The following is a 26178-nucleotide window of genomic DNA, read 5'->3' as shown; positions in this document are numbered from 1 at the left end:
AGCCCGCCCCGAGCGCTGCCGGGACGGGCGGCCGTCAGATCGTGGCTCAGCGGGCGTTCGCGCCCGGCACCTGCATCCGGGCCAACAGCTGACGGGCCTGGTCGGCGAGCTGCGCGTCGACCGTCACCGCGTACTGGCCGGCGCGCAGTGAGCTGGCCGAGGTGAAGTCGCGCTGTCCGCCGGTCATGGCGTGGGCGACCGCGCCGAACACGGCACCCCAGATCGCGCCGATGACCAGTCCGACCAGGATCACCGCCAGCCAGTTGCCGACGGTGAAGATGCCGAACAGCAGACCGATGAAGAGCCCGAACCAGGCACCGGTGCCCGCGCCGAGCAGGCCGGCGCGACCGGTGGTCATCCGCCCGAGCACCGTCTCCACCAGCGTGAGGTTCGTGCCGACGATGGCGCTGTGTTCCACCGGGAAACGGTTGTCGGCCAGATAGTCGACGACCCGCTGCGCGGCCGGATAGTCCGGGTACGAGCCGATCGTCACCGTCGGCGGACCGGCCTCCGGCCCGTGGCCGTCACCGGCCGGCGTCGACAGGCGGCCGGCCGGCCCGGACGGAAGCAGGTCGCCACCCTGTGTGCCGGGCCGCCACGCGGCGGTCGGCCCCGAAGCTGACGTCATGAGCATCCTCCCTCGTCAGCTCCCGGGGTTCCCGCCCACGGCCGGCGGTAACGCCGGCTGGCGTGCTCCGGCCGCCGCGCCCCCGGGGCATGGGTCCGACCAGCCCGGGTAGGTACCCAGGTGCAGAGCGGACAGATCAGCGACTACGGCTTCCTCGCCGACGGGCGCAGCGCGGCGCTGGTGGACCACACCGGTTCGGTGAACTGGTGGTGCCCGGGCCGGTTCGACGCCCCGTCGGTGTTCGCGCGGCTGCTCGACGACGGCGCCGGGCACTGGTCGATCCGTCCGGAGGGCGACTACACGGTCGAACGCCACTACCTCGACGACACCCTGGTGCTGCGGACGGTCTTCCGCACCGCACACGGGGAGGTGGCGCTCACCGACGCGCTCGCCTTCGAGCCCGGCGCTCGTGGTCACGACATCGGCGTGGACTCACCGCAGGTGCTGGTCCGCTCCGTCGAAGGGCTGTCCGGCGAGGTGCCGATGCGATCCTTCTACCGGCCGCGCTTCGAGTACGGCCGCACCATCGCGTACCTGGTCGAGCGGGACGACATGCTGGAGGCCGTCGCCGGCGCCGCCCGGCTCACCCTGCGGTGCTCGGTGGGATTCACCCCCGGCGACGGCGAGGCCACCGCGACGTTCACCGTCCGCGCCGGCACGACACACAACTTCACCCTCGGGTACGCCCCGACCTACGACGCGCCGTTGCCCGAGGTGCCGGACGCCGACCGGACCATCGCCGACACCGTGGCGGGCTGGCGCTCCTGGGCCGACGAGCACGGGTACCAGGGCCTCTACGCCGAGGAGGTGCGGCGCAGCCGCCTGGTGGTGCAGGGCATGACGTACGGGCCCAGCGGCGCGGTGGTGGCCTCGGTGACCACCTCACTGCCGGAGAAGCTCGGCGGGGACCGCAACTACGACTACCGCTACGTCTGGGTACGCGACTTCAGTCTCACCCTGCGGGCGCTGTGGCGCTCGACGTGCGTCGCCGAGGTGCAGCGGCAGTTCGCCTGGCTGGGTCGGGCGATGGGCCGGGTCGAGGACAAACCGGTGCCCATCATGTACGGGGTGCTGGGGGAGCGGGACCTCACCGAACACCGACTGGAGCAGCTCGGCGGGTACCGGGACAGCCCCCCGGTGGTGATCGGCAACGACGCCTGGCAGCAACGGCAGACCGACATCTACGGCGAGACGATGGATGCCGCCTGGTTGATGCGCGACAGGTTGGTGCCGCTGGATCAGGAGGTACGGCACGTTCTGCGGGTGCTCGCCGACCAGGCCGCGAGGGACTGGAACCTGCCCGACGCGGGGATGTGGGAGGAGCGCGGCGTCGAACACCACCACGTGTCGTCGAAGGTGCAGTGCTGGGTCGCGCTGGACCGGGCGGTCCGCTTCGGTGACCGGCTCGGCGACCCGCAGGACGTGGCACGTTGGGCGGCTGCCCGCGACGAGGTCCGTGCGGAGGTGCTCGATCGCGGGTGGAACGAGCGGATCCAGGCGTACACCGGCAGTTTCGATTCCGACGAGATGGACGCCTCGGTGCTGGTGATGCCGCTGGTGGGGTTCCTCCGGGCCGACGACCCGCGGATGCGTTCGACGATCCGGGCGGTGGAGGACCGGCTGTCGCACGACGGCCTGTTGCGGCGCTGGGACGGCGACCCGGCCGGTTTCCTCATCTGCTCGTTCTGGCTGGTGTGCTGCCTGGCGCTGGCCGGCGACCGCGACCGGGCGCACACGCTGTTCAAGGACCTGGCGGGGCGGGTCAACGACCTGGGCCTGTTCGCCGAGCAGATCGACCCGCTGACCGGCGAGCAGGTGGGTAACTTTCCCCAGGCGTTCTCCCACATCGGCCTGATCAACGCCGCCGGTGTGCTGACCGACGTCGAGCGGGATCCCGCGCTGCGCGGTCTCGGCATGCCCCCGAAGCACTTCAGTCCGGCGCGTTCCTGAACCGCCGGCTGCCGGCGCGCGTCACCAGGCCGACGGCTGGGGCGCGGGGGAGAATGCCGGCATGCGGTTGGTGCTCACGGCGGACACCCACGTACCCAAGCGGGCCCGGGACCTGCCCGGCCCGCTCTGGGCCGCGATCGAGGCGGCCGACGTGGTGATCCACGCCGGCGACTGGGTGGACGAGGCGCTGCTCGACGCCATGACAGCGCGTTCGCGCCGACTCGTCGGGGTGTACGGCAACAACGACGGGCCGGCGCTGCGCGCCCGGCTGCCGGAGGTGGCCCGGGTCGACCTCGACGGCCTGCGGGTCGCCGTGGTGCACGAGACCGGCCCACGGACCGCTCGCGAGAAGCGCTGCGCGGCCCGTTTCCCCGACGTCGACCTGCTGGTCTTCGGGCACTCGCACATCCCGTGGGACACCGAGGCGCCCGGTGGGCTTCGCCTGCTCAACCCCGGGTCACCCACCGACCGGCGTTCCCAACCGCACGCCACCTACCTCAGCGCCACGATCAGCACCGGCCGCCTGACCGAGGTGACGCTGCACCGCCTCACCCGCGACTAACCGCCCAGTCCCGCGCAGTCGCCGTCCCGCGCCGTCCCGCGCCGTCCCGCGCCGTGCCGTCCCGCGCCGCGCCGCGCCGTCGATCATGGAGTTGTGGTGGGTGACAAGGTGCGTGTATCCGTCGCAATTCGGTCACCACAACTCCATGATCGACGGAGTGTTACTGGCCTCGGCCGGTTCGGGCCTGGAGTTCGTCGATCTGCTTGGAAGCCTCGGCCTTGGTCAGGTCGGCCGGGATCTCCGTGTTCGCCTCCCGGGCCAGGGTGCCCAGGTAGGACTCCTGAGCCGCAGTGGGCGGCTCGTCGCCGGTGACCCACTCGTCCGGGTCCTTGATCGCGGCGCTCTGGTCGGCCTGCTGGTTGTCGCGGTCGGTCATCGTCATCACCCTTCCTTCGAACAGGTGTGCCAGTACCCCGATCATCGGCGGTTCATGCGCCCCGGCCCGGCCCTGTCCGCGCCCCGGCCCCGCCCGCCGCCGCCCGCCTGTTGGCCACCGTGCGCTGCCGCCTGCCGCCTGTTGTCTGCCGCCCGATCGCCGGAGGCCGCCTGCTGGCGGCCCGTCCCGGGCGCTCGTCGCCAACATCCGGGATGTTGCGCGGATCGTGGGCGTGGGCGTGGGCGTGGGCGTGGGACCAGGGTGGGCGCGGGGCGCAGGGTGGGCGCGGGGCGCAGGGTGGGCGTGGGCGTGACACGTGGGGCGTGGGGCGCGGCATGGGCGTGGGGTGGAAACTGGCGTCGTCCCGCCGCCTACGATCATCGGATGACGGTGGACCGGTCGGGTGTGGTGGTGGTCGGAGCGGGCATCGCCGGGATGGCCTGCGCTGTGGAACTGGTGCGCGCCGGGGTGCCGGTGGAGGTCCGGGAGCGGGGGCATGTCTGCGGAGGCCGGATGGCCAGTAAACGCTTCGGAGGTCGGCCCGCCGACATCGGCGCCGCGTACTTCACCGCCGACGACCCGGACTTCACCGCCGTGGTCGCGCAGTGGCGCGCCGCCGGCCTGGTCCGCGAGTGGACCGACACCTTCCAGTCGTACGACCGTGACGGACGTCGGGACGTGCCGGGACCGATGCGCTTCGCCGCGCCGCGCGGGCTGCGGTCGCTTGTCGAACACCTGGCCAGCGAGGTGCCGGTGACGGTCGACCGGTTGGTGCTCACCGTCGAGCCCGGCCCGACAGTGGACGGCGAGCCGTGCGCCGCTGTCGCTCTGGCCATGCCCGGCCCGCAGGCCGCCCTGCTGCTCGACCCCGCCCTGGCCGACGCCACAGGGGTCGTGCAGGCGCAGGGCTGGTCGCCGACGATGGCCGCGGTGCTGCGCTTCCCGACCCGGCGGTGGCCGGACTTCCGGGGCGCGTTCGTCAACGACCACCCGGTGCTCAGCCTCGTCTGCGACGACGGTGACCGGCGTGGTGACGGCGCTCCGGTGCTCGTCGCGCACACCGTCGCGGAGTTCGCCGCCGGTCACCTGGCCCAGCCCACCGGGGCCGGACCGGCTGTCGAGCAGGCCGTCCGCGACCTCCTGAGCCTTCCCGAGCAGGCCGTCGACGTGCACGTGCACCGCTGGACGTACGCGAAGCCGACCGTCGACACCGCCGGCGCCACCCACCACCTCGACGCCGACGGGATCGGCCTGGCCGGCGACGCGTTCGGTAAGCCGCAGGTGCAGACCGCCTGGCGCTCCGGCCGGGACCTCGGCCGTGCCCTGGTTGCCCGCCTGACCTGACCAGGTCGTCAGGGGTGCCCGGCCGCCGCGACGGGCCGGGCCTCGCTGTCCCGCTCGGTCGGGTCGGACGTCCGCTCGCCCTCCCGGTCCAGCAGTTGCATCACCGGTGTCGCCGTGATTCCGTGCACCACCACGGACACGAGCACCACCAGGCCGACAGTCGCCCAGAGCAGTTCGGCCTGCGGGAAGTCGGCCTTCGTGGTGGCGTACGCGAGGTAGTAGAACGAGCCGACGCCTCGGATGCCGAACGACGAGATGACCCAGTGCTCGGCCGGCTTTCCCGGCGCCCCGCGCAGCGACAACCAACCGAACAGCGGCCGGATCAGGAACACCAGCGCCAACCCGACGGCGGCGGCCGACCAGGTCAGCGGGATGAGCAGGCCGCCCACGATCGCGCCGCCGAGCAGCAGCAACAACACCAGGGTGAGCAGCCGTTCGACCTGCTCGGCGAAGTCGTGCAGCACCGAGTGGAACTCGTGGGTCCGCTCGGCGGCCCGGATCGCCCGGGCGGCTACGAACACCGCCAGGAAGCCGTACCCGCCGACCACCTCCACCAGCCCGTACGCGAGGAAGGTGGCGGCCAGCGCCAGGAAACCCTCGGCGTGCCGGGCCAGCCGCAGCTTGCTGGGCGCGCGGAAGAACAACTTGCCCAGCAGCCAGCCGATGAGGAGGCCGCCGCCGACCCCGACGCCCACCTTCCACAGCACGTCCACCGTGAACCACTCGACGAACCATTCCCGGGGGGCGAGGCTGGTCGAGGCGATCGCGATGGCGGCGTAGACGAACGGGAACGCCAGCCCGTCGTTGAGCCCGGCCTCGGAGGTCAACGCGAAGCGGACCTCGTCCTCGGAATCCTCCACATCGGTCGGCTCACCGACCTGCACGTCGGCGGCGAGCACCGGGTCGGTCGGGGCCAGCGCGGCCCCCAACAACAGGGCGGCGGCCGGCACCAGCCCCGCCCACCACCACCCGAGCAGGGCGACCGCCGCGATGCACAGTGGCATCGCGATCGCCAACAGCCGCCACGTGGACGACCACCGCCGCCAACTCAACGGTCGGTCGATCTTGAGCCCGGCGCCCATCAACGCGACGATCACGCCGATCTCGGTGAGGTGGGTCGCCAACTCCGGGTGGGCCAGCGGGTCGGGAGTCGGTAGTCCCACCGGCAGCAGGAACACCAGCATGCCGAGGGCGAGGAAGGCGATCGGCATGGACAGTGGACGCTGCTCCAGGATCCGCGGGAGGATGCCCGCGAGCAGGGCGCCCACACCGACCAGCGCGAACGCCACATCTACCGGCTCCACGGCACCACCTCTCGGCCGCACCCGCGAGGCGCGGGCAGGTGGTGACACACCTTGCCCCGCACGGCCTCCCGCTATGCGCGTACCGGCGGGTGAACCGGAGTGACACTCATCCTCTGGGCCGGAAAAGCGGCGAATCCGCCAACTCGCCCAGCAACGCGGCCGGGTCGTCGTACACCGCCACCGCGCCGGCCCCGGCCAGCTCGCCCCGGCTGGTGCCGCCGCAGGTCAGCCCCACGCACGGGATGTCCAGCTTGCCGGCCGCGACGACGTCCCACACCGAGTCACCGACGAAGACCACCCGCTCGGCAGCCAGCCCGGACTGCTCCAACGCCGCGACCAGGATGTCCGGGGCCGGCTTGCTCTGCTCCGCGTCCGCCGAGGAGGTGATCGTGTCGATCACGTCGTCGGCGGCCAGCGCCCGGCGCAACGCGCCGACCTCGGGTTCCGACGCGGAGGTGGCGAGCACGATCCGCATCCCTCGCTCCGCGCAGGCGCGCAGCAGGTCGGCGGCCCGGGGCAGTGGTGTGAGCCGCTCCCAGTACTCGGCGTACAGGGTGTCGTGCGCGTCGCGCAGCCTGGAGTCGGCGTCGCGGTCCCGCTCGGGGCCGAGCAGGTGGTCCAGGAGCTTGTCCGAACCCATCCCGATGGAGCGGTGCACCGTCGCCATCGGCACCGGCTGGTCGGTCTGTCGCAACGCCTCCCACCAGCTCACCGTGTGCAGGTAGGTGGTGTCGACCAGAGTGCCGTCGACGTCGAAGAGGACTCCGGCGGGGTTGTCGGTACGCATGGCGTCCTCCTACCCGGTTGGGCGGTCTTCAGGCGGCGTCGGCGTTTCGGATGAGGATCTCGAACCAGACCGTGGAGCCGCGGACCGACGGGTCGGTGCCCCAGGCGTCGCTGAGCTCCTCGATCAGGCCCAGACCGCGCCCGCGACTGCTCAACGTGTCGGTGCGGGCCCGGGTCACGGTGCCCCGGGTGCCGGAATCGGCGACCGAGACGAGCAGCCGTTCGGGGCTGAGGTCGATCTCCACCCGGGCGGCCGTGCCGGCGTGCAGCAACGCGTTGGTCGTCAGTTCGCTGGTGCACAGCACCGCCGCCCCGATCACCGACTCGGCCACCTGCCAGCCGGTGAGCTGACCGGTCATCCAGTGCCGGACCCGGCTGGGCGCGGTCGGCTCCGCGGGCATCTCCATGCTCGCCGACCGGCTCGGCTTGAGGGCGTGTTCGACCGCGAGTACGGCCACGTCGTCCTCGGTGCCGCCCGGCACCGCCGCGGTCGCCACCGCGCAGAGGGCGCGCGGGTCACCGCTGCCGGCCTTCCCGACGGCGTCGCCGAGGGTGGTAAGCCCGGCGGTGAGGCTGTGCCGTCGGCGTTCGACCACCCCGTCGCTGAACAGCAGCAGGGTGTCACCGGGGCGGAACGGGACCGTCACGGTGCCCGGCCGGCCGCCGAGACCCAGCGGAGGACCGGCTGGAACGTCGAGGTACTCGGCGTGCGAGCGGCCCCCCGGGTCGCCGCGACGGATCAGCGGCGCGGGGTGCCCGGAACTGGCCAGGGTCAGCTCCCGCCGATCCGCGTCGATCACGCCGAACACCACTGTGACGAAGAGTTCGTGTGTGCCGGCCTCCACGCCCAGGCTGCTCACCAGCCGGTCCAGCCCGGCCAGCACGGCGTCCGGCGCGGAGTCGGCCAGAGCCAGCGCGCGCAGCGCGGCCCGGACCTGTCCCATCCGCGCGGCGGCCTGCACGTCGTGGCCGGCGACGTCGCCCAGCACCACGCCGAGCGCGCCGCTGGGCAGCAGGAAGGCGTCGTAGAAGTCGCCCCCGGCGGCGTTGCCGTCGACCCCCGGGTCGTAACGGGCCGCGATCCGCAGCCGGGGCAGGTCCGGCAGATGCTCGGGCAGCATGCTGCGTTGCAACAACTGGGCGGTGCCGTGCTGGGTCTCGAAGCGGCGGGCCCGCTCGGCGGCCTGACCGATCAGCTCGGCCGAGGCGGCCAGCAGCGCCCGCTCGGCCGGCGACCAGGTGTGCGGGACCTGGTAGCCGACCGCCAGCCCGCCGCGTACCACCGAGGTGCCCAGCGGCAGGGCCGCCACCGAGCGGATCTTCTGGTCGTGGCGATCCACAGCGGTGTCCCGCAGCGGTTGCCCGTCCCGGACGAACGACGGGCCACCGGAGCGCGCCGCCTGCACCACAGGCGACGACCAGTCCGCCGGCGCGCGCCGCCAGAGCGGGGGGAGTCGCTCGTCGGCCTCGTCCAGCAACTCGCCGCGTACCCGGCGCACCATCCGCCAACCGCCGCCGCCCTCGTCGACGACGAACGAGGCCTGGTCGGGGTCGAACGTGGTGATCGCGTACCGCAGCGCCACCCGGGCCACGTCGTCGAGGGTGAGCGTGCCGGCGAGCGCCGCGGCCACCTCGCTGAGGCTCTGCAACTGCTCGGTGACGTGGGTGGTCTCGGCCGCGACCGTCAACACGCCGACGATCCGCCCGAGACTGTCCCGGACCGGTGAGTATCCCCTGGTGAAGACGGCCTGTTCCACGGTCGCGGAGTGCCCGCGGACCAGGGGCAGCGTCGACTCCTTCTCCAGGAACGGCACCCCCTGCCGGTAGCAGCGTTCGATGACCGCACCGACGCCCGGGAGCGCCCAGATCTCCGCGAACACCTCGGCGGCCGGTCGACCGAGGGCGCTCGGGTGCTTGGTGCCCAGCAACTCGCCGTAGCCGGCGTTGTAGAGCAGCACGAGGTCGTCGCCGTACGCCAGCGCCATCGGCATCGGTGAGGCGGCGATCAGCTCGACCACGGCCCGGACCGCCACGTCCCAGCTTTCCGGCGGGCCCAGCGGGGTGCCGGCCCAGTCGTGGGCGAGCACGGCAGCGACCGCACCGGACCCGGTGGACGCGCCCGGGCCGGGAGTTGCTGGCGTGGGGACTCGCCCGACCGTTCCTGGCATGTCCCGCAGCCTAGTCGGCCGGTGGGAAAAGGCATCCGATCATGGCGGTGCGCCGTCGCGGTCCCCGGCCGCGGGGGACGTTAGGGCAGTTCAGGGCCCCTGTCGGAGGGCTTGTCGTAAAAATGTCGGCGCTCCGCACGGACTGCCGCACCGGTTGCCGGGTATGCGCCCGGCGCAGTCCATGCGACAGGAGGGACATCATGCTGAAAACCCTCGCGGTCCGGCAGGCCGACATCGGCGATGCCATCGCCGACACCTGGAGGTCAGTGCTGCTCTTCATCCCGAAGGCAGTGGCCTTCATCGTCATCCTCGTGGTCGGCTGGCTCATCGCCAGAGCCGTCCTCAAGATCGTGGATACGGTGCTGGAACGGGTGCGCTTCGACCAGGCGGTCGAACGCGGCGGGATCAAACGGGCCCTGGAGAGAACGAAGTACGACGCCAGCGACATCCTGGCCAGACTCGCGTACTACGCCGTACTGCTGTTCACGCTCCAGTTCGCCTTCGGAGTCTGGGGACCCAACGCGATCAGTGACCTGATCAGCGGCGTGGTGGCCTGGCTGCCGCGTGCGTTCATCGCGATCGTCATCGTGGTGGTGGCGGCCGCGATCGCCAACGCCGTCCGGGATCTGGTCACCGGCGCGCTGGGAGGGCTCTCGTACGGCAAGGTGCTGGCCGACCTGACGGCGATCTTCATCATCGCTCTCGGTGTGATCGCCGCGCTGAACCAGGTGGGCATCGCCACCACGGTGACGACCCCGGTGCTGATCGCGGTGCTCGCCACGGTCGCCGGCATCCTGATCGTCGGTGTCGGTGGTGGTCTGGTCAAGCCGATGCAGAACCGGTGGGACGGTTGGCTGCGTCGGGCGGCCGAGGAGGCACGGGCGGTGCAGCAGCAGCGTTCGGCGACGACGGCCGGGCGCAGCGACGTGGAGCGGCAGATGGCCGACCGCGGCGGGGACCGCACCCAGGCCATGCCTCGGGTGGACGAAGCCCAGCAGTACCGCTCATAGCGGGCGCGACGGCACGGCTGGTGGGGAGGGTGTTCCGCGGACGACGCGGGGCGCCCTCCCCGCCCCGTGACCGGGCCGGCGTGCGGCTCAGGCCCGGTCGAGCGAGCGGGCCAGCGCGCAGACCGCGAGCAGTCGGGTGAGCAGCCACTCCGGCTGACTCCAGTCCACCGGCCCGTCCGGGGGTGCCCACCCGTGCTCCAGGGCGGCCGCGCGGACCCCCTCGGCGTAGCCGGCGAGCATCGCCGGGCTCAGCGGTTGGCGGTCCCCGTCGAGGCTGTCCCGTACGGCGGCCGCGTGCTGGTCGACGAGGGCGAGCAGCCCTGGTCGCGCGGCGGCCGCGGCGAGGCCGACGGTGCCCACGGAGACGGTGAGGGCGGCCAGGGTGGACCGCGCCGAGTCGACGGCGGTACGGGAGGCGACCCGGGTGAACGGCACACGCATGGTGACCGAGGCTAACCGACGGGTGACCGTGTCGACCTCGGCCGGTCGGCGGATGTCGGCTACGCCACCGGAGGAACAGGTGCTGACCGCGGGGGTTGATCCGGCACAGACGGGGCAGCAGGAACAGCACCCGCGGATGGCGGCATACGGCACGGAGGTACGGATGGCACACCAGGTGGACGGGCCGGACGAGCAGCACCGTCGGCCGGCCGGCGTGAGCGACGCGACAGTCGCCGCGCTCGGCAAGCTCAGCGAGGCGCTGGAGTGCGTGGAGCGGGCCCGGGGGCACCTGTACTCGATGCACCAGTTGATCGGGCACGCCGACCTGATGCTCGACGACGCGGTGGAACAGTTCCGCGCCGCCGGGCATCCGCGGCTCGCCGAGCGGATCGGCACCGAGTTGCGGGGCCGCAACGTCATCGCCGGGCGGTGGACGTTCCAGATCGTCGAGGACTTCGACGACGGCTACCACGCGCTGTTCCGGGAGGTGGACCAGCAGGCCCGGGACGAGTTGGTGGGCGGGCGACGGCACCTCTACGAGGCGGAGATGAAGGAGCGCCGCCGCAGCCCGGGCCGGCCGGGACACGAAGCCCGGCCGGGCGATGCGGGTTAGTCGCCTGTCGCGTCGGCCGGCCGACGCCGTGCCGCGTCGTCCGCGATGATCACGACGGCCACCATCAGTGCGACACAAAGGCTGAACAGCCACGACTCGTCGGCGACGAGCCAGGCGGACACGGGCGCCTGTAGCGCGGCGAGCAGGAAACCGAGCCAGGCGAGCCGGCGCTGACGCGGGGAGAGGACTCCGGAGCCTTGATGCATCCCGGAATTCTTACGCGAACACGCCGGATTGCCGTCCCCCGATCGGCCGATTCTGGATGAGCTGTCCGTTTTCTCGACCGTCCGGACACGACTTCTTACCGTGGCGGGCACCCCGCCGCCGACCGCGCTAGGGTGCCCCTGCGGCAGGATGGTGCCTCGTGTCCACCCCGTCACCACGCCCCCGCGCTTCGCTGCTCCTGCTGGCCTACCTCGGGTTCGTCAGCCTCGGTCTACCGGACGGCCTGCTCGGCGTGGGCTGGCCCTCGATCCGGGGCGACTTCGACGTACCGACCGAGGCGGTCGGTTGGGTGCTCACCGCCGGCACCGTCGGCTATCTCACCTCCAGCGTGCTGGCCGGGTTCACGCTGGCCCGGGTGGGCGTGGGCGCCCTGCTCGCCGGGAGCACCCTGCTGGCCAGCCTGGCGCTGACCGGCTATTCGGTGAGCCCCGTGCTGGCCGTGCTGGTGGGCTGTGCGCTGCTGCTCGGGCTCGGGTCGGGCGCTGTCGACTCCGGGCTCAACGCGTACGCGGCCGGGGCCTTCGGGCCGCGGCACATGAACTGGCTGCACGCCTTCTTCGGCCTGGGGGTGGCGATCGGCCCGCTGATCATGACCGGTGTGCTCAGCGCCGGGTTGGCGTGGCGCTGGGGGTACGGCATCGTGGCCGCCGCCCAGCTCGTCCTCGCCGTCGCGTTCGCGCTGACCGTGCGGTCCTGGCAACGCGGAGTTCCGGTCGCCACCGCGCTCGACGCCACCGCGACGGAAGCCGCCGGGACCGCGCCCGCCCCGTCGGCGGTCGTCCGGGTGCCGGTCCGGGAGACGCTGCGGCTGCCGGCGGTCTGGTCCGGGACGCTCGCCTTCGCGCTGTACGTGGCCATCGAGGTGTCCACCGGTCTCTGGGCGTTCCTCCTGCTGACCGAGGGGCGCGGTCTGAGCGCCGCGGTGGCCGGCGGCTGTGTCTCCGCGTACTGGGGCAGCCTCTTCGTCGGTCGGATCGTGCAGGGTGTGGTGGCCGAGCGGCTGGGTTCGAGCCTGGTGCTGCGGGCCAGCCTGGCCGGAATGGCAGTGGGGGCCGCGCTGATCGCGATCCCCGGGCCGGCGGCGCTGGCGGTGCTGGGTCTGGTCGTCGTCGGTTTCGCCGCCGCGCCGGTGTTCCCGCTGCTCACCCTCACCACCGCCGACCGGGTCGGCCCGGCGCACACGGACCGGGCCATCGGGCTGCAGATCGGCGCGTCCGGCATCGGCGCGGCGCTCGTCCCCGCCGCGCTGGGCGTGCTGATCGGCAACACGTCCGTGGAGGTGCTGGGATCGGCCCTGGTGGTGCTCGCGCTGGGGCTGATCGCGCTCTACGAGTGGGGTGCGCGTCGGCCGTCCGCGGGTCCGCCCGCTGCGGTGGTGCTGCCCGCCCAGCCCGACGGCGATCAGACGTCCGGGCCGGTCCGTCCGGTGGTGGACGGGCGGTAGGCGCGCTGCGGGTCGGTGGCCTCCCGGGTGTTGCCCCGGGCCTGCCCCTCGCGGTCCGACGCGGCCGGTCCGTGCCCGAACGCGGCCTCTTCGCCCGCGTCGTTGGCTGTCACGTCGTCGGCCTGCCCGTCGAGGCTGGAACCGGACACGGCACGTTCCAGCTCCTCCAACGGCAGTCGTTCCTCGTCCCGCCACACCCTGATGTTGTCGTCGGTCATGCTCTCAGCCGTACCCGGGCGCGATGATCGCAAACGGTGTCGCGTGGGTGGGCTCGGAGACGGCGACGGCCGCCGGAGATCCGGCGGCCATCGGTGAAGCTGTCCAGGGTCACGGCTGCGGGCGGTCCACCGACCCGCGCCAGGCGCCGGTCTCCTGACCGCGCCGCTCGATGTACGTCTTGAAGCGCTCCAGGTCGCCCTTGGCGCGTCGGTCGACGATGCCGAGCTTGTCGCCGGCCTGCTCGACCACCCCGTGCGGCTCGAACTCGAGTTGCAGGGTCACCCGGGTCTTGTCCGCGTCGAGCCGGTGGAAGGTCACCACGCCGGCCTGCTGCGTGCCGTCGGTCGAGCGCCACGCGACGCGCTCGTCCGGGAGCTGTTCGGTGATCTCGGCGTCGAACTCGCGCTTCACCCCGGCGATGTCCACCTTCCAGTGGGTCATCGTGTCGGAGAGCTGCCGGACCTCCTGCACACCCTCCATGAACTCGGGGAACTCCTCGAACTGCGTCCACTGGTCGTACGCGGTGCGTACGGGCACGGAAACGTCGACATGTTCGGTTACGCCACTCATCAGAGAACCTCCTTCAGTCGCTAATGGTCGTCGGATCGGGGGGCGACCCGGTCACCAGCGAGTTGTCTCGTTCTTGTTGCCGAGCGCGGCCCACACCTCGGAGACGGTCTGGTAGACGGTGCCCTCGGGCAGTCGTTCCAGTGCCGCCACGATGTCGTCGGGCGCCTCGTTCTCGCGGGCGCTGGCGATGAGGACCAGGCGGTCGCCCGGCAGGGCGCTCATCGAGATGAACCGACCGAGCCGGCTGCGCTGCTCGACGTCCGCCGAACTCATGCCCTGTGGGGTGCCGGTGCGCAGGTCGCCGGCCGGGGCGGTGGTCGTCTCCGGCTGGTCCTCGCCAGCCGGTTCCGGCACCCGCGACTCGTCGACCCGAGAGCCGCCGGTCCCCGGCCCCTGCACGAGGCCGCTGACCTCCTGGCTCATCTGTTCGTCGATCCTCGGTCCGTGCTTGCTGTTGCCACGCTCCATGCCTTCTGCGCTACCCGGCACCCCGCCCGCTAAACCGGCACCGGCCCTCGGTCCGGCCGGGGGCCGGACATCCGGGCCGGAAACGGAGGCTCAGTCGTCGGCCGGCCTGCGTGGTGGCAGGACCGGGTCCTCCGGGTCCTGGTCGCCGGCCTGCAACCGTCGCCCGCGCTGCACCTCGGCGTTGATCTGCACGCCCAGCATCAACGCGGAGTTGCTCAGGTAGAGCCAGACCAGGAAGGCGATGGCCGCGCCCAGGCTGCCGTAGGTGGTGTTGTACGAGCCGAAGTTGGCCACGTAGAGGCCGAAGCCGAAGGAGACCGCCGCCCAGGCGACCAGGGCCACCGCGCCGCCCGGGGTGAGCCAGCGGAACCGGGGCTGGCGCACGTTCGGCGCGATCCAGAACAGCAGGGACAACAACACCATCATGATCATGGCGAGCACGGGCCACTTGGCCACGCTCCACACCGTGCGGGCCAGCCCGCCGGCATTGATCAGATCGCCAACCGCGTCGGTGACCGGGCCACTGACGATCAACGCGAGGGCGACCACCGCGAGCAGCACCAACGTGATCGCGGCCAGGCCGATCTGCAACGGGCGCAGCTTCCAGACCGGGCGGCCCTCGTCCACCCCGTACACGGCGTTGGAGGCCCGGGTGAACGCGCCGATGAAACCCGACGCGGACCACAGCGCGCCCAGCAGGCCGAAACTCAGCAGCAGCCGGGGGTTGCTCTGGTCGACCACCACCGACCGGATCACCCCGACCACGCTGCCCTCCCTGTCGGCCAGCACCGAACCGGCGCCGACCTGGTTGGCCAGGTCGACCACGGTGTCGACGGTCTGCTCGCCGGAGGAGACCAGGCCGACCAGGGCCACCACCACGATGGCCGACGGAAAGAGCGCGAGGACCCCGTAGTAGGTCAGCGCGGCGGCCCAGTCCGAGCAGTTGTCGTTGACGAAGTTCTGCACGCTACGGACCAGCACCCCACGCCAGGTCCGCCAGCTCAACTGCCGCATCCGGCGAGGTATCCGGGGGTGCCGCGCACCGTCGAGCGTCGTACCGGGCTCCAAGGTCGTCATGCCCGCTCCCTGCCGTACCGGCCACCGGGTGACCGGTCGTCCGGTCAGGCCTGGCCCGCCGGTACCCGCACCGGGAAATCGACAAACCCGACCACCGCGCCGCCGGTCAGGCCGCGACACCGGGGGAACCGCGCGCCGCCCGTTTAGGCCGCGACCCCGGGGGAACGTGAGGGGGATCCGAACGACGCGGAGGAGGACGAGATGCCCGGGCGCGAAGACCTGCCCAGCACGCTGCGACGCTCCTCGGACAAGGCGCAGCGCACCTGGGAGAAGACCCACGACTCGGCGGTCGAGACCTACGGCGAGGGGGAGCGGTCGCACCGGACCGCGTTCGCCGCGGTGAAGCACCAGTTCGAGAAGGTGGGCGACCACTGGGAGCCGAAGGGCCGCAAGGGTCCGAGCGACCGGCAGGCCGCCGGTGGCGGGCCGGAGCGGCGCGCACCCACCGCCGGTGGGGTGGACGCCAACGCGACCAAGGACCACCTGATGTCGGTGGCCCGCGAACTGGACGTCCCCGGACGGTCCAGCATGAACAAGCCGGACCTGGTCAAGGCCATCCAGAAGGCCAACGACCGGGCCACCCGCAAGGCTCGCGGGGACTGACCTGACAGACGACGGGACGGGCGGACGCACCACCCCTGCGTCCGCCCGTACCGTTCACCAAACGCCTCCGCCCGGCGCCTCGATGTGCACCGCCTTGGTGGCGGTGAACTCGTCCAGCAGTTCCGGGCCGTACCCGAAGCCCTGCCCGCTGGCGCGACGCGGGTGCGCGGCGCCACCCGGAGCTCCCCCGAACACCGCGTTGACCTTCACGGTGCCCACGGGCAGCTCCCGCCAGGCCTGCTGCGCGTGGCTCATCGACGTGGTCAACACGGTGGCGGCCAGCCCGTACGGGGAGTCCGCGGCGCAGCGCAGCGCCTCGTCGAACGAGTCGACGACCACCACGGGCGCGACCGGTCCGAACGTCTCCTCCCGCACCAGCGGCATGTCGTGCCGGCAGTCCGTGACCACGGTGGCCGGGTAGAACGCCCCCGGCCCGTCCGGCACGTCGCCTCCGGCCCGCACCCGTGCGCCGGCCGCCACCGCCGCCGTCACCTGCCCGTGCACGTGGTCGCGGTGCCGCCGGTCGACCAGCGGACCCAGCTCGGTGCCCGGGTCCCGGCCCGGCCCGACCCGCAGCGCCTCGGCGTGCCGGGTCAGGGCGGCCACGAAGTCCCCGGCCACCTCCCGGTGCACGTAGATCCGTTCCACCGCCACACAGATCTGCCCGGCGTTGGCGAACGCGCCAAGCGCGGCCTGACCGGCCGCCCACTCCGGGTCGACGCCCGCGTCGACGATCAACGGATCACTGCCCCCGTTCTCCAGGAGCACCTTCGCGCCGGTACGGGCCGCGGCGGCGGCGATCGCCCGACCGGTCGCTGTCGACCCCACGTGCGCCACCACGTCGACGTCCTGCGCGGCCAGCGCCGCACCGACCTCCGGGCCGCCGGTGAGCAGGGACAGGACACCGGCCGGCAGTGCCCCGTCCAGCGCCCGGGCCAGCAGCCAACCCGTCGCCGGTGTCCGTTCGCTCGGCTTGTAGAGCACCACGTTGCCGGTCACCAGGGCCGCGCCGAGCAGGCCGCAGGAGACCGCCACCGGGTCGTTCCACGGGGTGATCGCGGCGACCACCCCGCGCGGCTGCGGGGTGAGGAAGTCCAGCGCGTCGGCTCCACCGTTGAGGGTCCGCCCGCCCCGCAGCGGGGCGAGCTCCGCGTACTGTCGCAGGGTGCCGATGCCCGCCTCGACGCCACCGCGGGCGTCCGCCAACGGCTTGCCCATCTCCGCCGTGACCGCCTCAGCCAGCTCCTCGGTGGCCGCCGCCACCGCGTCCGCGGCCCGGTGCAGCGCCGCCGCCCGTTCGGCCGGCGCGGTCGCCGCCCACTGCGCCGTCGCGTTCCGTGCCGCCTGGGCCGCCTTGCCGACCTCGTCGGCGGTGGCCACCGGCACCGTGCTGACCGGCGTGCCGTCCGCCGGATCACACACCACCAGTTCACCGCCGTCGCCGCCCGCGCCCCACACCCCGCCCACCAGCTGCGCAACCGTGTACATGCGGCGCTGGATGCCCCGGCCTCGCCGAGACAAACGCGTTTCGCCCGGTTGCACGCCGGGTAGGCGGATCGGATGACCACCACCGCCGCACAGAGCGCGGACGCCGTCGTCGTCGGGGCCGGCCACAACGGCCTGGTGGCGGCCAACCTGCTGGCCGACGCCGGTTGGGAGGTCGTGGTGCTGGAGGCCACCTCCGCGCCCGGTGGCGCGGTCCGCTCCGCCGAGGTCACCGCGCCCGGCTACCTGAGCGACCTCTACAGCTCGTTCTACCCCCTGGGGTACGCGTCACCGGTGCTGGCCGGCCTTGACCTGGGTCGGCACGGGCTGTCCTGGCGGCACGCCCCGGACGTGTTGGCGCACCTGCTGCCGGACGGACGGGCCGCGGTGATCAACCGGGACCTGGACGTCACGGCGGCCTCGCTGGAGCAGTTCGCCCCCGGTGACGGCAAGCGCTGGCTCAACGCGTACACCGACTGGCTCGACGTGGCCGAGCCGATGCTGGACGCGATCACCTCGCCGTTCCCGCCGGTCCGGGGCGGGTTGGGTCTGCTGCGTCGGCTGCGCGTCGCCGGCGCGCTGCGACTGGCCCGGCGCCTGGTGGTGCCGGTGCGCAAGCTCGGCGACGAACTCTTCGACGGTGCCGGCGGGCCGGCCCTGCTGGCCGGCTGCGCCCTGCACACCGACCTGTCCCCGGAGGAGGCCGGCTCCGGGGTGTACGGCTGGTTGCTGGCCATGCTCGGCCAGCAGATCGGTTGGCCGGTGCCCGAAGGCGGCGCGCAGCAGATCACCAACGCGCTGGTAACGCGGTTGCAGGAGCGCGGCGGGGTGATCCTCTACGGTGCCCACGTCGACCGGGTGCTCACCGCGCGCGGCCGGGCCATGGGGGTCCGCACCGTCGGCGGCGCGCTGTGGCGGGCCCGCCGGGCCGTGCTCGCCGACGTGCCGGCGCCGGCGCTCTACCTCGACCTGGTCGGTGCGGCAGCGCTGCCGTCACGGCTGGTGGAGGACCTGGCGCACTTCCGCTGGGACGGTTCCACGCTGAAGGTGGACTGGGCGCTGTCCGCGCCGATGCCCTGGAGCAACCGGGAGTTGGCCGGCGCCGGCACCGTGCACCTGGGCGCGGACCTGAACGGGTTGACCCGGTACGCGGGCGAGCTGGCCCGAGGCGAACTGCCCCAGGACCCGTTCCTGCTGCTCGGGCAGATGTCCGTCGCCGACCCGAGCCACTCCCCGCCGGGCACCGAGTCGCTCTGGTCGTACACCCACCTGCCGTTCCGTCGGGACTGGCGGGCCGAGGACGTCGCCGGTCACGTGCAGCGCATGGAGGACGTGTTGGAGGCGGCGGCACCGGGTTTCCGGCAGCTCGTCGTCGGCCGGCACGTGGCGGGCCCGGCCGACCTGGAGAAGGGCAACCCGAGCCTGGTGGGCGGCACCCTCGGCGGTGGCACCGCCGCCGCGTACCAACAGCTGTTCCTGCGCCCGATCCCCGGCCTGGGCCGGGCGGACACCCCGGTGGACCGGCTCTTCCTGGCCAGTGCGTCGGCGCACCCCGGCGGCGGGGTGCACGGCGCGCCCGGCGCGAACGCGGCCCGCGCGGCGCTGGCCCGCGACCGTGCCCTGACCGGCCGGGCCTACGCCGCAGCCATCGCCACGGCCCACCGAGCGGTTTACCCCGACTAACCACTCACGCCCAGTTGCCGTCGATCATGGAGTTGTGGTGGGTGACAAAACACCTGCCCGGGGTGTGAACGGGCACCACAACTCCATGATCGACCCGAGCTGGGGGTGAGGGGGTTAGGGGTTAGTTGGTGATGTTGCGGTGCTTGCTGCGCAGGCGGAAGGGCATCAGGGCGCTCTCCACCTTGGTCGCGGTGGTCATCTTGGACGCGCCCTCCTGGCGCTCCTCGAAGCGGATCGGCACCTCCAGGATGGTGTGCCCCAGCTTGGTCGCGAGGTAGTGCATCTCCACCTGGAAGCTGTAGCCGTTGGACTGCACCCGGTTGAGGTCGATGTCCCGCAGGGCGTCGGCCCGCCAGATCTTGAAGCCGGCGGTGAGGTCCCGGATGCGCACCCGCAGGAGGGTGTGCACGTAGAGGTTCGCCCAGCCGCTGAGGGCCCGGCGGTACAGCGGCCAGTTCTCGTCCAGCTCGCCGCCCGGCACGTAGCGGGAACCGATCACCACGCTGGCCTGGGTGGAGAGCAGCGCTCCCAGCATGCCCGGCAGCGCCTCCGGCGGGTGCGACAGGTCCGCGTCCATCTGCGCCACGTACTCGGCGCCGCCCTCCAGCGCCCGTCCCATCCCGTCGACGTACGCCCGGCCGAGGCCCTCCTTGCCGGCGCGGTGGACGACCTCGATCCGCTCCGGGTGCTCGATGGCCAGCTTGTCGGCCACGTCACCGGTGCCGTCGGGAGAGTTGTCGTCGGCGACGAGGATGCGCAGGCCGGGCAGCGGCAGTGCGAGTAGCCGCCCCACAAGTGTGGGCAGGTTTCCCGCCTCGTTGTAGGTGGGCACGACGACGGTCAGGCGTACGTCCCGCCACGGCGACGGCAGCTGCACAGGCTCGATCATGCGGACATCCTCGGTTTGCGGACAGGGGGCTCAATGGAAAGGGTATCCAGTTGTCACATTCGGGTTGAAGAGGCACCCCTTCCGGGCGTTGCGGCAGCCAGTGGCACACGGTGGCCGATCATCGATCCACTGGTCGCGGGGTTGCCGGGCCGCCGGCGCTGCGAGGACCGTCAGCGCCGCGAGGACCGTCAGCGCCGGCGTCGGGCGACGGCGGCGAGGGTCAGAGCCGCGACGGTGAGTGCGACACCGGTCAGCGCCGGCTTGTGGGTGCCGACCCAGAGCGCCGCCGACCGGTCGTGTGCCCGGTCGGAGAAGATGCCCGCCGCGCCCCGGTCCGTGCCCTGGTCGCCCGGATGGTCGAGATTGTCCTGCCAGGTGGCCCTGTCGATCTCCTCGCCGGTCTGCTGGCTGTCGTAGCCGTCGCGGGCCAGCTTCCGGTCGAGTAGCCCGGGGAACAGGATGTCGGCCAGCCGGGCCTGCCACGTCGGGCCGCCCACGTTCAGCTCCCGGGTGCCCCGGTCGGCGGCCCAGACGATGGCCCGCGCGGCCAACTCCGGCGTGAAGATCGGCGGTACGGGCTGCGGATGCCGGGGCAGGCGGGTACGGACCCAGGAGAACTGCGGCGTGTTGACGGCGGGCAGCTGCACCATCGACAGCCTCACCCCCGGGCAGTCGTGCAGCAGTTCGGCCCGCAGCGAGTCGTTGAAGCCCTGCACCGCGTGCTTGCTCGCGCAGTACGCCGACTGCAGGGGGATCCCCCGGTAGGCCAACGCGGAGCCCACCTGCACGATCGTGCCCCGCCCGTGGGCCCGCATGTGACGCAGCGCCGCCAGGGTGCCGTGCACGGTGCCCAGGTAGGTGACCTCGGTGACCCGACGGAACTCGCGCGCGGGGATCTCCCAGGCGGGCGCGAACACCGACACCATGGCGTTGTTGATCCACAGATCGATGCCGCCCCACCGGTGCACCACGTCGTCGGCGGCCTGCTGCACCGCTCCCGCGTCGGCCACGTCGACCCGGTAGGCGCGTACGTCGGTCGCGCCGCGCAGCCGGCACTCCCGTTCGGCGGCGGCGAGGCCGGCCTCGCCCCGGGCCAGCAACGCCAGCCGGGCACCCCGGGCCGCGTACGCGTGCGCGACGGCCCGACCGACGCCGGCGCTCGCGCCGGTCACCACCACGGTGTGCGTCACTGTCACCCCTTCTGCCGGGTGGCGATGTCGGCCAGCCGATCCAGCGTCTCCCGGTTGCGCAGGTGCAGCACCAGGTCGTTGAGCTTGTTGTGCAGCCACCGCAGCGGGCCGGCGGCGAAGTCCTCCCCGATGCGTACCCGGGTGGCGTCCTCGCCGACCGGTTCCAGCGTGAAGGCCACTATCGCCTCACCCGCCGGCCAGAGCCCGGCCTTCAGCACCAGTCGGTGCGGCGGTTCGCAGACCAGCACCGTCGACGCGTCCTGCAGCGAGAACGGCCACGGCCCGGCCCGGTGGTGCAGTTGGCTGCCCACCCGGGGCCAGGCCTCGTCGACGTCGCGCATGTGTGCCGTGCCGACCACCCAGTCGCTGTACGTCCACCCGTCGGCCAGCACGTCGAACACCTGCTGCGGGGGAGCGTCGATCACTTTCTCCACAATCGCCACTGGATTCCCATACCCGCGCCACGACGGCGCTAACGACCGGCGGGTTAGCTTCTCCGGCACGGCGGGTAAGGCCGACGCGGGGCGCCGCTGGTGGCGCTGGCCCACCCCCTCGGCGACGACGTTTACTCCTCGGGGCGCAGGGAACCCGCCGGCTGTGCGACAGGACCAGGAGGATCGCTATCAGCGCAGGTCAGCCCCGGTTTACGCCGCTGCTGACCGTGCCGGCTTGCCGGGCACCGCTGGAAGCCTCCGACCCGTCCTGTACGACGCCGTGCTGCTGGACCGCGACGGCACGCTGATCGAGGACGTCCCGTACAACGGCGACCCGGAGAAGGTGCGACCGGTGCCGGGAGCGCGGGCCGCGCTGGACCGGTTGCGGGCGGCCGGGCTGCGGCTGGCGGTGGTCACGAACCAGTCGGGTCTGGCCCGGGGCTACTTCACCGGCGAGCAGATGCGGGCGGTGCACGCCCGCGTCGAGGAGTTGCTGGGCCGGTTCGACGCCTGGCTGGTCTGCCCACACGACGACGAGGACCGGTGCGACTGCCGTAAGCCGGCACCGGGACTGGTGTACGCCGCCGCCCGGGAGCTGGGCACCACCGCGTCCCGGTGTGTGATGGTGGGCGACATCGGCCGGGACGTCGCCGCCGCGCTGGCCGCCGGGGCGACGGGCGTCCTGGTGCCCACTCCGGTGACGAGACCGGAGGAGATCGCCGCCGCCGGATGGACGGCCTCCGACCTGCCGGCGGCGGTGGACGAGATCCTGCGCCGGCAACGGGCCGTGCTGCCGACCACCCCGCCCGACGGGCCGGTGCGGACCGCATTGGTGGTCCGGTCGGACTCGGCGGGGGACGTGCTGGTCACCGGGCCGGCGATCCGTGCCGTCGCGGCCGGGGCACAGCGGGTGGTGCTGCTCTGCGGGCCACGGGGCCGTGCCGCCGCCGATCTGCTGCCCGGCGTCGACGAGATCATCGAGCACCCGCTGCCCTGGATCGACAGCACGCCGGAACCTGTCGACCCGGAGGACATGCGGAGCCTGACCGCCCGCCTCGGCGCGGTCGACGCCGACCAGGCGGTGGTCTTCACGTCGTTCCACCAGTCCGCGCTGCCACTGGCACTGCTGCTGCGGATGGCGGGGATCGGCCGGATCGCGGCGATCAGCGACGACTACCCGGGCTCGCTGCTGGACGTCCGGCACCGGGTGCCGGTGGGCGTCCCCGAACCCGAACGCGCGCTCTCTCTCGCCGCCGCCGCCGGTCACCGGCTGCCCGACGGCGACGAACCGGTGCTCCGGCTCCGCCACGACGTCGTGGCGGAGCGCCCGTCTGATCTCGGCGACCCGGGGTACGTGGTGCTGCACCCCGGCTCGGCCGCGTCGAGCCGGGCCTGCCCGCCCGAGGTCGCGACGAGGATCGCCGCGGCGCTGACCGCCGCCGGGCACCGGGTGCTGGTCACCGGCGGTCCGAACGAGCGTGCGGTCACCGCCCGGGTCGCGGCGGCGGGTGGCACCGACCTGGGTGGACGAACCGACCTGGCCGGCCTGGCCGGGATCGTGGCGGACGCCAGCGCGGTGGTGGTCGGCAACACCGGGCCGGCGCACCTGGCCGCCGCCGCCGGTGTGCCGGTGGTGAGTCTCTTCGCGCCGACCGTCCCGTTCGGGCAGTGGGGCCCCTACCGGGTGCCCACCGTCCGGCTCGGCGACGCGTCCGCGCCGTGCCGGGACACCCGGGCCGCCAGCTGCCCGGTCCCCGGCCACCCCTGCCTCAGCGACGTCGACCCGGGCGCTGTGGTCGACGCCCTGCGGATGCTCGCCGTCGGTAACGGTGGCGGCCGATGAACATCCTGCTCTGGCACGTGCACGGGTCCTGGACCACATCGTTCGTGCACGGCGGACACCGCTATCTGATCCCCACCACACCCGACCGCGGCCCGTACGGGCTCGGCCGGGCCCGCACCTACCCCTGGCCGGACAGCGCCGTCGAGGTCACCCCGGAGGAACTGCCCGACACCGACGTCGACCTGGTCATCCTGCAACGACCGGAGGAGATCGACCGGGCGCAGGAGTGGCTGCGTCGCCGCCCCGGACGCGACGTCCCCGCCATCTACGTCGAACACAACACCCCCAAGGGCGACGTGCCCAACACCCGGCACCCGATGGCCGACCGCGACGACCTGCTCATCGCCCACGTCACCGGGTTCAACCAGATCTTCTGGGACACCGGCACGACCCGCACCACGGTGGTCGACCACGGCATCGTCGCCCCCGCCGTGTCCTACACCGGGGAACTCGACCGACTCGCCGTGGTGATCAACGAGCCGGTCCGGCGTGGCCGGGTCACCGGCACCGACCTGCTGCCCCGCTTCGCCGAGATCGCCCCGCTGGACGTCTTCGGGATGGGCGTCGCCGGGCTCGCCGACCACCTCGGGCTGCCCGCCGACCGACTCACCAGCCACGACGACGTGCCCCAGCACCGGATGCACGCCGAGCTGGGCCGGCGGCGCGCGTACCTGCACCTGTGCCGGTGGACGTCGCTCGGGCTCAGCCTCATCGAGGCGATGGCGATCGGCATGCCGGTCGTCGCGCTCGCCACCACCGAGGCGGTGATGGCGGTGCCCCCGGAGGCCGGAGCGCTCGCCACCCGGACCGACACCCTGCTCGACGCCGCCCGCCGGTTCATCGACGAACCGGCGACCGCACGTCAGGCCGGAGCGGCGGCGCGGACCGCCGCGCGCGACAGGTACGGCCTGGACCGTTTCCTCGCTGACTGGGACCGGCTGCTGGAGGAGGAAGTATGCGGATCGCGATGATCTCGGAGCACGCCAGCCCGCTCGCCGTCCTCGGAGGGGAGGACGCCGGCGGCCAGAACACGCACGTCGCGGAGCTGTCCGCCGCTCTCGCCGCCGCCGGGCACGAGGTGCGGGTCTACACGCGCCGGGACGCGCCCGACCTGCCGGTGACCGTCCGCAGCCCGGACGGGTACGACGTGGTGCACGTGCCCGCCGGCCCGGCCGAGCCGGTGGCCAAGGACGCGCTGCTGCCGCACATGCGGGAGTTCAGCCGTTGGTTGACCGAGCGCTGGCGGGGCGGGGAGTGGGTGCCCGAGGTGATCCACGCGCACTTCTGGATGAGTGGCCTGGCGGCGCTGACCGCCGGGCGGCAGACCGGTGTGCCGGTGGTGCAGACGTACCACGCGCTGGGCACCGTGAAGCGCCGCTACCAGGGTGTGCAGGACACCAGCCCCGCCCGGCGGGTGTCCTACGAACGCGAGTTGGGCCGTTCGGTGGACCGGATCGTCGCGCAGTGCCGCGACGAGGTGGGGGAACTCGTCCGGATGGGGGTTCCCCGGTCCCGGATGACCGTCGTGCCGTCCGGGGTCAACCTCGCCACGTTCGCCCCGCTCGGGCCGGCCGCCGACCGGGAGCCGGGTCGGGCCCGGATCCTGACCGTGGGCCGGCTGGTCGAACGCAAGGGCTTCCAGACCGTGATCCGCGCGATGGCGCTGGTCGCCGACGCCGAGTGCGTGGTCGTCGGCGGCCCGCCCGAAGGGCTGCTCGAAACCGACCCCTACGCGCGGCGGCTGCGGGCCCTCGCCGAGTCGTGCGGGGTGGCCGACCGGGTGCACCTGGTCGGCGCGGTGCCCCGGGAGGAGATGGGCCGGTGGTACCGCTCGGCGGACCTGCTGGTCGCCGCGCCCTGGTACGAGCCGTTCGGGCTGACTCCGTTGGAGGCGATGGCCTGCGGGGTGCCGGTCGTCGGCACCGCCGTCGGCGGTATCCGGGACACCGTGGTCGACGGCACGACAGGTGATCTCGTACCGGCGCGGGACCCGCACGCGCTGGCCGGCGCGATCCAGGGGTTGCTCGACGATCGGATCAGGCGTTTCGCGTACGCCACGGCGGCGCGCGAGCGGGCCCGGACCCGGTACTCGTGGGCGGCCACCGCCGAGCGGCTGGTGGAGGTCTACAGCGAGGTGGCCGCCGTCCGCCGGCCGACCCGGGTGGTGGCCTGATGCCGGCGGGCAGCCTGCTCGACACCCACCTGACGAACCTCGCGGCGGCGCTGGTGTCGTACCGGCGGTGCGAGTCGCAGTTGGCGCGCTGGGGTGCCGACCTGGCGCACCGGCTGGCCACCGGGGGGCGTCTGCTGGTCGCCGGCAACGGCGGCAGCGCGGCGGAGGCCCAGCACCTCACCGCCGAACTGGTCGGCAAGCTCCACGACGACCGCCAGCCGCTGTCGGCGATCGCGCTGCACGCGGAGACGAGCGCGCTCACCGCCATCGCCAACGACTACGGATACGACGACGTCTACGCCCGGCAGGTGCGGGCCCACGGCCGCCGCGGTGACGTCCTGTTGCTGCTCAGCACCAGCGGAGCCAGCTCCAACCTCGTCCGCGCCGCGCAGGCCGCCCGTGGCGTCGGCGTGACCAGTTGGGCGCTCACCGGGGCCCTCCCCAACCCCCTGGCCGACGCCTGTGACGACGTGCTGGCCGTCGTGTCCGGTGACACCCAGGTCGTCCAGGAGCTGCATCTCGTGACCAGTCACCTTCTCTGCGAGTACCTGGAACAGGAGTTGCCCGCCGCGTTGGCGGCGGCCGACGCGGCGGCGATCGTCCGCCACGTGCCGGGGGAGGCCGGGCCGGTGCGTGCCGGGGTCGACGTGGTGCTCGACGGTGGGGCCGCACAGCAGATCGACGCGTGAGGAT

27 protein-coding genes are annotated in these 26178 nt (G+C 73.0%); 12 read left to right on the top strand and 15 right to left on the bottom strand.

All coding sequences use genetic code 11. The features are described from left to right. Positions 1 to 46 precede the first annotated feature (46 nt). Complete coding sequence (locus GA0070612_RS26895; protein WP_088990452.1) at positions 47 to 628, bottom strand: general stress protein; 582 nt, start codon at positions 626 to 628, stop codon at positions 47 to 49. A gap of 120 nt (positions 629 to 748) precedes the next feature. Here GA0070612_RS26895 and GA0070612_RS26890 point away from each other — a divergent pair, with 120 nt between their 5' ends. Together GA0070612_RS26890 and GA0070612_RS26885 are read left to right on the top strand one after the other, a co-directional pair. After that, positions 749 to 2578 (top strand): glycoside hydrolase family 15 protein, encoded by a 1830-nt coding sequence (locus GA0070612_RS26890; RefSeq protein ID WP_088990451.1) that lies wholly within the window; start codon positions 749 to 751, stop codon positions 2576 to 2578. Positions 2579 to 2639: 61 nt separating this feature from the next. Next, a complete protein-coding gene (locus GA0070612_RS26885; RefSeq protein ID WP_088990450.1) occupies positions 2640 to 3140 on the top strand; it encodes a metallophosphoesterase family protein in 501 nt (166 codons plus the stop codon). A 160-nt stretch (positions 3141 to 3300) separates the two neighbouring features. Here GA0070612_RS26885 and GA0070612_RS26880 read toward each other — a convergent pair whose 3' ends face one another. Beyond that, positions 3301 to 3522 carry a DUF3072 domain-containing protein gene (locus tag GA0070612_RS26880; RefSeq protein ID WP_088991790.1) on the bottom strand — a complete coding sequence of 74 codons (222 nt, stop codon included), beginning with the start codon at positions 3520 to 3522 and terminating at the stop codon, positions 3301 to 3303. 399 nt (positions 3523 to 3921) lie between these two features. Between GA0070612_RS26880 and GA0070612_RS26875 the strand changes: the two genes are divergently transcribed. Then, on the top strand, positions 3922 to 4860 hold the full coding sequence (locus tag GA0070612_RS26875; protein ID WP_197699493.1) for an NAD(P)/FAD-dependent oxidoreductase: 939 nt from the start codon (positions 3922 to 3924) through the stop codon (positions 4858 to 4860). Between the two features lie 8 nt (positions 4861 to 4868). Here GA0070612_RS26875 and GA0070612_RS26870 read toward each other — a convergent pair whose 3' ends face one another. The 3 genes from GA0070612_RS26870 to GA0070612_RS26860 all read right to left on the bottom strand — a co-directional run bounded on the left by GA0070612_RS26870 (position 4869) and on the right by GA0070612_RS26860 (position 9118). Then, positions 4869 to 6164 carry a cation:proton antiporter domain-containing protein gene (locus tag GA0070612_RS26870; RefSeq protein ID WP_088990448.1) on the bottom strand — a complete coding sequence of 432 codons (1296 nt, stop codon included), beginning with the start codon at positions 6162 to 6164 and terminating at the stop codon, positions 4869 to 4871. A gap of 106 nt (positions 6165 to 6270) precedes the next feature. After that, positions 6271 to 6951 (bottom strand): HAD family hydrolase, encoded by a 681-nt coding sequence (locus GA0070612_RS26865; protein WP_088990447.1) that lies wholly within the window; start codon positions 6949 to 6951, stop codon positions 6271 to 6273. Between the two features lie 28 nt (positions 6952 to 6979). Continuing rightward, complete coding sequence (locus GA0070612_RS26860) at positions 6980 to 9118, bottom strand: ATP-binding SpoIIE family protein phosphatase (RefSeq protein ID WP_088990446.1); 2139 nt, start codon at positions 9116 to 9118, stop codon at positions 6980 to 6982. Positions 9119 to 9318: 200 nt separating this feature from the next. Here GA0070612_RS26860 and GA0070612_RS26855 point away from each other — a divergent pair, with 200 nt between their 5' ends. After that, positions 9319 to 10128, top strand: coding sequence for a mechanosensitive ion channel family protein (locus GA0070612_RS26855; protein WP_088990445.1), 810 nt, complete (start codon positions 9319 to 9321; stop codon positions 10126 to 10128). 87 nt (positions 10129 to 10215) lie between these two features. On the opposite strand, the gene GA0070612_RS26850 is transcribed toward GA0070612_RS26855, so the two are convergent. Continuing rightward, positions 10216 to 10569, bottom strand: coding sequence for a DUF6401 family natural product biosynthesis protein (locus tag GA0070612_RS26850; RefSeq protein ID WP_088990444.1), 354 nt, complete (start codon positions 10567 to 10569; stop codon positions 10216 to 10218). A gap of 163 nt (positions 10570 to 10732) precedes the next feature. On the opposite strand from GA0070612_RS26850, the gene GA0070612_RS26845 reads away from it, so the two are divergent. Next, positions 10733 to 11182 carry a hypothetical protein gene (locus tag GA0070612_RS26845; RefSeq protein ID WP_088991789.1) on the top strand — a complete coding sequence of 150 codons (450 nt, stop codon included), beginning with the start codon at positions 10733 to 10735 and terminating at the stop codon, positions 11180 to 11182. On the opposite strand, the gene GA0070612_RS26840 is transcribed toward GA0070612_RS26845, so the two are convergent. Beyond that, entirely contained in the window at positions 11179 to 11388 is a 210-nt protein-coding gene (locus tag GA0070612_RS26840; protein WP_088990443.1) for a hypothetical protein, read from the bottom strand. The two genes, GA0070612_RS26845 and GA0070612_RS26840, sit on opposite strands and share 4 nt — an antisense overlap. A 158-nt stretch (positions 11389 to 11546) precedes the next feature. Between GA0070612_RS26840 and GA0070612_RS26835 the strand changes: the two genes are divergently transcribed. Then, positions 11547 to 12851 carry an MFS transporter gene (locus GA0070612_RS26835; protein WP_088990442.1) on the top strand — a complete coding sequence of 435 codons (1305 nt, stop codon included), beginning with the start codon at positions 11547 to 11549 and terminating at the stop codon, positions 12849 to 12851. Here GA0070612_RS26835 and GA0070612_RS26830 read toward each other — a convergent pair. The 4 genes from GA0070612_RS26830 to GA0070612_RS26815 form a co-directional block, all read right to left on the bottom strand. Further along, on the bottom strand, positions 12809 to 13069 hold the full coding sequence (locus GA0070612_RS26830) for a hypothetical protein (RefSeq protein ID WP_088990441.1): 261 nt from the start codon (positions 13067 to 13069) through the stop codon (positions 12809 to 12811). The two genes, GA0070612_RS26835 and GA0070612_RS26830, sit on opposite strands and share 43 nt — an antisense overlap. A gap of 109 nt (positions 13070 to 13178) precedes the next feature. After that, positions 13179 to 13640, bottom strand: a complete 462-nt coding sequence (locus GA0070612_RS26825) for an SRPBCC family protein (RefSeq protein ID WP_088990440.1) — start codon at positions 13638 to 13640, stop codon at positions 13179 to 13181. A gap of 51 nt (positions 13641 to 13691) precedes the next feature. After that, positions 13692 to 14108, bottom strand: a complete 417-nt coding sequence (locus tag GA0070612_RS26820) for a DUF2795 domain-containing protein (RefSeq protein WP_088990439.1) — start codon at positions 14106 to 14108, stop codon at positions 13692 to 13694. A gap of 90 nt (positions 14109 to 14198) precedes the next feature. Then, positions 14199 to 15185, bottom strand: a complete 987-nt coding sequence (locus tag GA0070612_RS26815; RefSeq protein ID WP_088990438.1) for a YihY/virulence factor BrkB family protein — start codon at positions 15183 to 15185, stop codon at positions 14199 to 14201. Positions 15186 to 15386: 201 nt separating this feature from the next. Between GA0070612_RS26815 and GA0070612_RS26810 the strand changes: the two genes are divergently transcribed. Beyond that, positions 15387 to 15788 (top strand): ChaB family protein, encoded by a 402-nt coding sequence (locus GA0070612_RS26810; RefSeq protein ID WP_088990437.1) that lies wholly within the window; start codon positions 15387 to 15389, stop codon positions 15786 to 15788. A 54-nt stretch (positions 15789 to 15842) separates the two neighbouring features. Here the strand turns inward: GA0070612_RS26810 and GA0070612_RS26805 are convergent, their stop codons facing one another. After that, complete coding sequence (locus GA0070612_RS26805; protein WP_088991788.1) at positions 15843 to 17276, bottom strand: aldehyde dehydrogenase family protein; 1434 nt, start codon at positions 17274 to 17276, stop codon at positions 15843 to 15845. A 72-nt stretch (positions 17277 to 17348) separates the two neighbouring features. On the opposite strand from GA0070612_RS26805, the gene GA0070612_RS26800 reads away from it, so the two are divergent. After that, positions 17349 to 18956, top strand: a complete 1608-nt coding sequence (locus tag GA0070612_RS26800) for a phytoene desaturase family protein (protein WP_088990436.1) — start codon at positions 17349 to 17351, stop codon at positions 18954 to 18956. Between the two features lie 121 nt (positions 18957 to 19077). Here GA0070612_RS26800 and GA0070612_RS26795 read toward each other — a convergent pair whose 3' ends face one another. The 3 genes from GA0070612_RS26795 to GA0070612_RS26785 all read right to left on the bottom strand — a co-directional run bounded on the left by GA0070612_RS26795 (position 19078) and on the right by GA0070612_RS26785 (position 21469). Then, positions 19078 to 19845, bottom strand: coding sequence for a polyprenol monophosphomannose synthase (locus tag GA0070612_RS26795; RefSeq protein ID WP_088990435.1), 768 nt, complete (start codon positions 19843 to 19845; stop codon positions 19078 to 19080). Between the two features lie 188 nt (positions 19846 to 20033). Then, positions 20034 to 21035: an SDR family oxidoreductase gene (locus tag GA0070612_RS26790; protein WP_088990434.1), complete on the bottom strand. Its 1002-nt coding sequence runs from the start codon at positions 21033 to 21035 to the stop codon at positions 20034 to 20036. Positions 21036 to 21037: 2 nt separating this feature from the next. Continuing rightward, positions 21038 to 21469, bottom strand: coding sequence for an SRPBCC family protein (locus GA0070612_RS26785; RefSeq protein ID WP_331716384.1), 432 nt, complete (start codon positions 21467 to 21469; stop codon positions 21038 to 21040). A gap of 235 nt (positions 21470 to 21704) precedes the next feature. Here GA0070612_RS26785 and GA0070612_RS26780 point away from each other — a divergent pair, with 235 nt between their 5' ends. The 4 genes from GA0070612_RS26780 to GA0070612_RS26765 are packed head-to-tail and all read left to right on the top strand — an operon-like array spanning position 21705 to position 26174. Then, complete coding sequence (locus tag GA0070612_RS26780; RefSeq protein WP_231924350.1) at positions 21705 to 23312, top strand: HAD-IIIA family hydrolase; 1608 nt, start codon at positions 21705 to 21707, stop codon at positions 23310 to 23312. Further along, complete coding sequence (locus GA0070612_RS26775) at positions 23309 to 24283, top strand: glycosyltransferase (RefSeq protein WP_088990431.1); 975 nt, start codon at positions 23309 to 23311, stop codon at positions 24281 to 24283. Before GA0070612_RS26780 ends, GA0070612_RS26775 begins: the two co-directional genes overlap by 4 nt. After that, entirely contained in the window at positions 24268 to 25485 is a 1218-nt protein-coding gene (locus tag GA0070612_RS26770) for a glycosyltransferase (protein WP_088990430.1), read from the top strand. The genes GA0070612_RS26775 and GA0070612_RS26770 overlap by 16 nt, the downstream gene beginning before the upstream one ends. After that, positions 25482 to 26174 (top strand): D-sedoheptulose-7-phosphate isomerase, encoded by a 693-nt coding sequence (locus tag GA0070612_RS26765; protein WP_088991787.1) that lies wholly within the window; start codon positions 25482 to 25484, stop codon positions 26172 to 26174. Before GA0070612_RS26770 ends, GA0070612_RS26765 begins: the two co-directional genes overlap by 4 nt. The last annotated feature ends 4 nt before the right edge of the window (positions 26175 to 26178 follow it).

The organism is Micromonospora chokoriensis (assembly GCF_900091505.1).
Lineage (GTDB): Bacteria > Actinomycetota > Actinomycetes > Mycobacteriales > Micromonosporaceae > Micromonospora > Micromonospora chokoriensis.
Note: the sequence above shows the minus strand (reverse complement) of the source record. Positions and strands in the feature narration are given on the sequence as shown.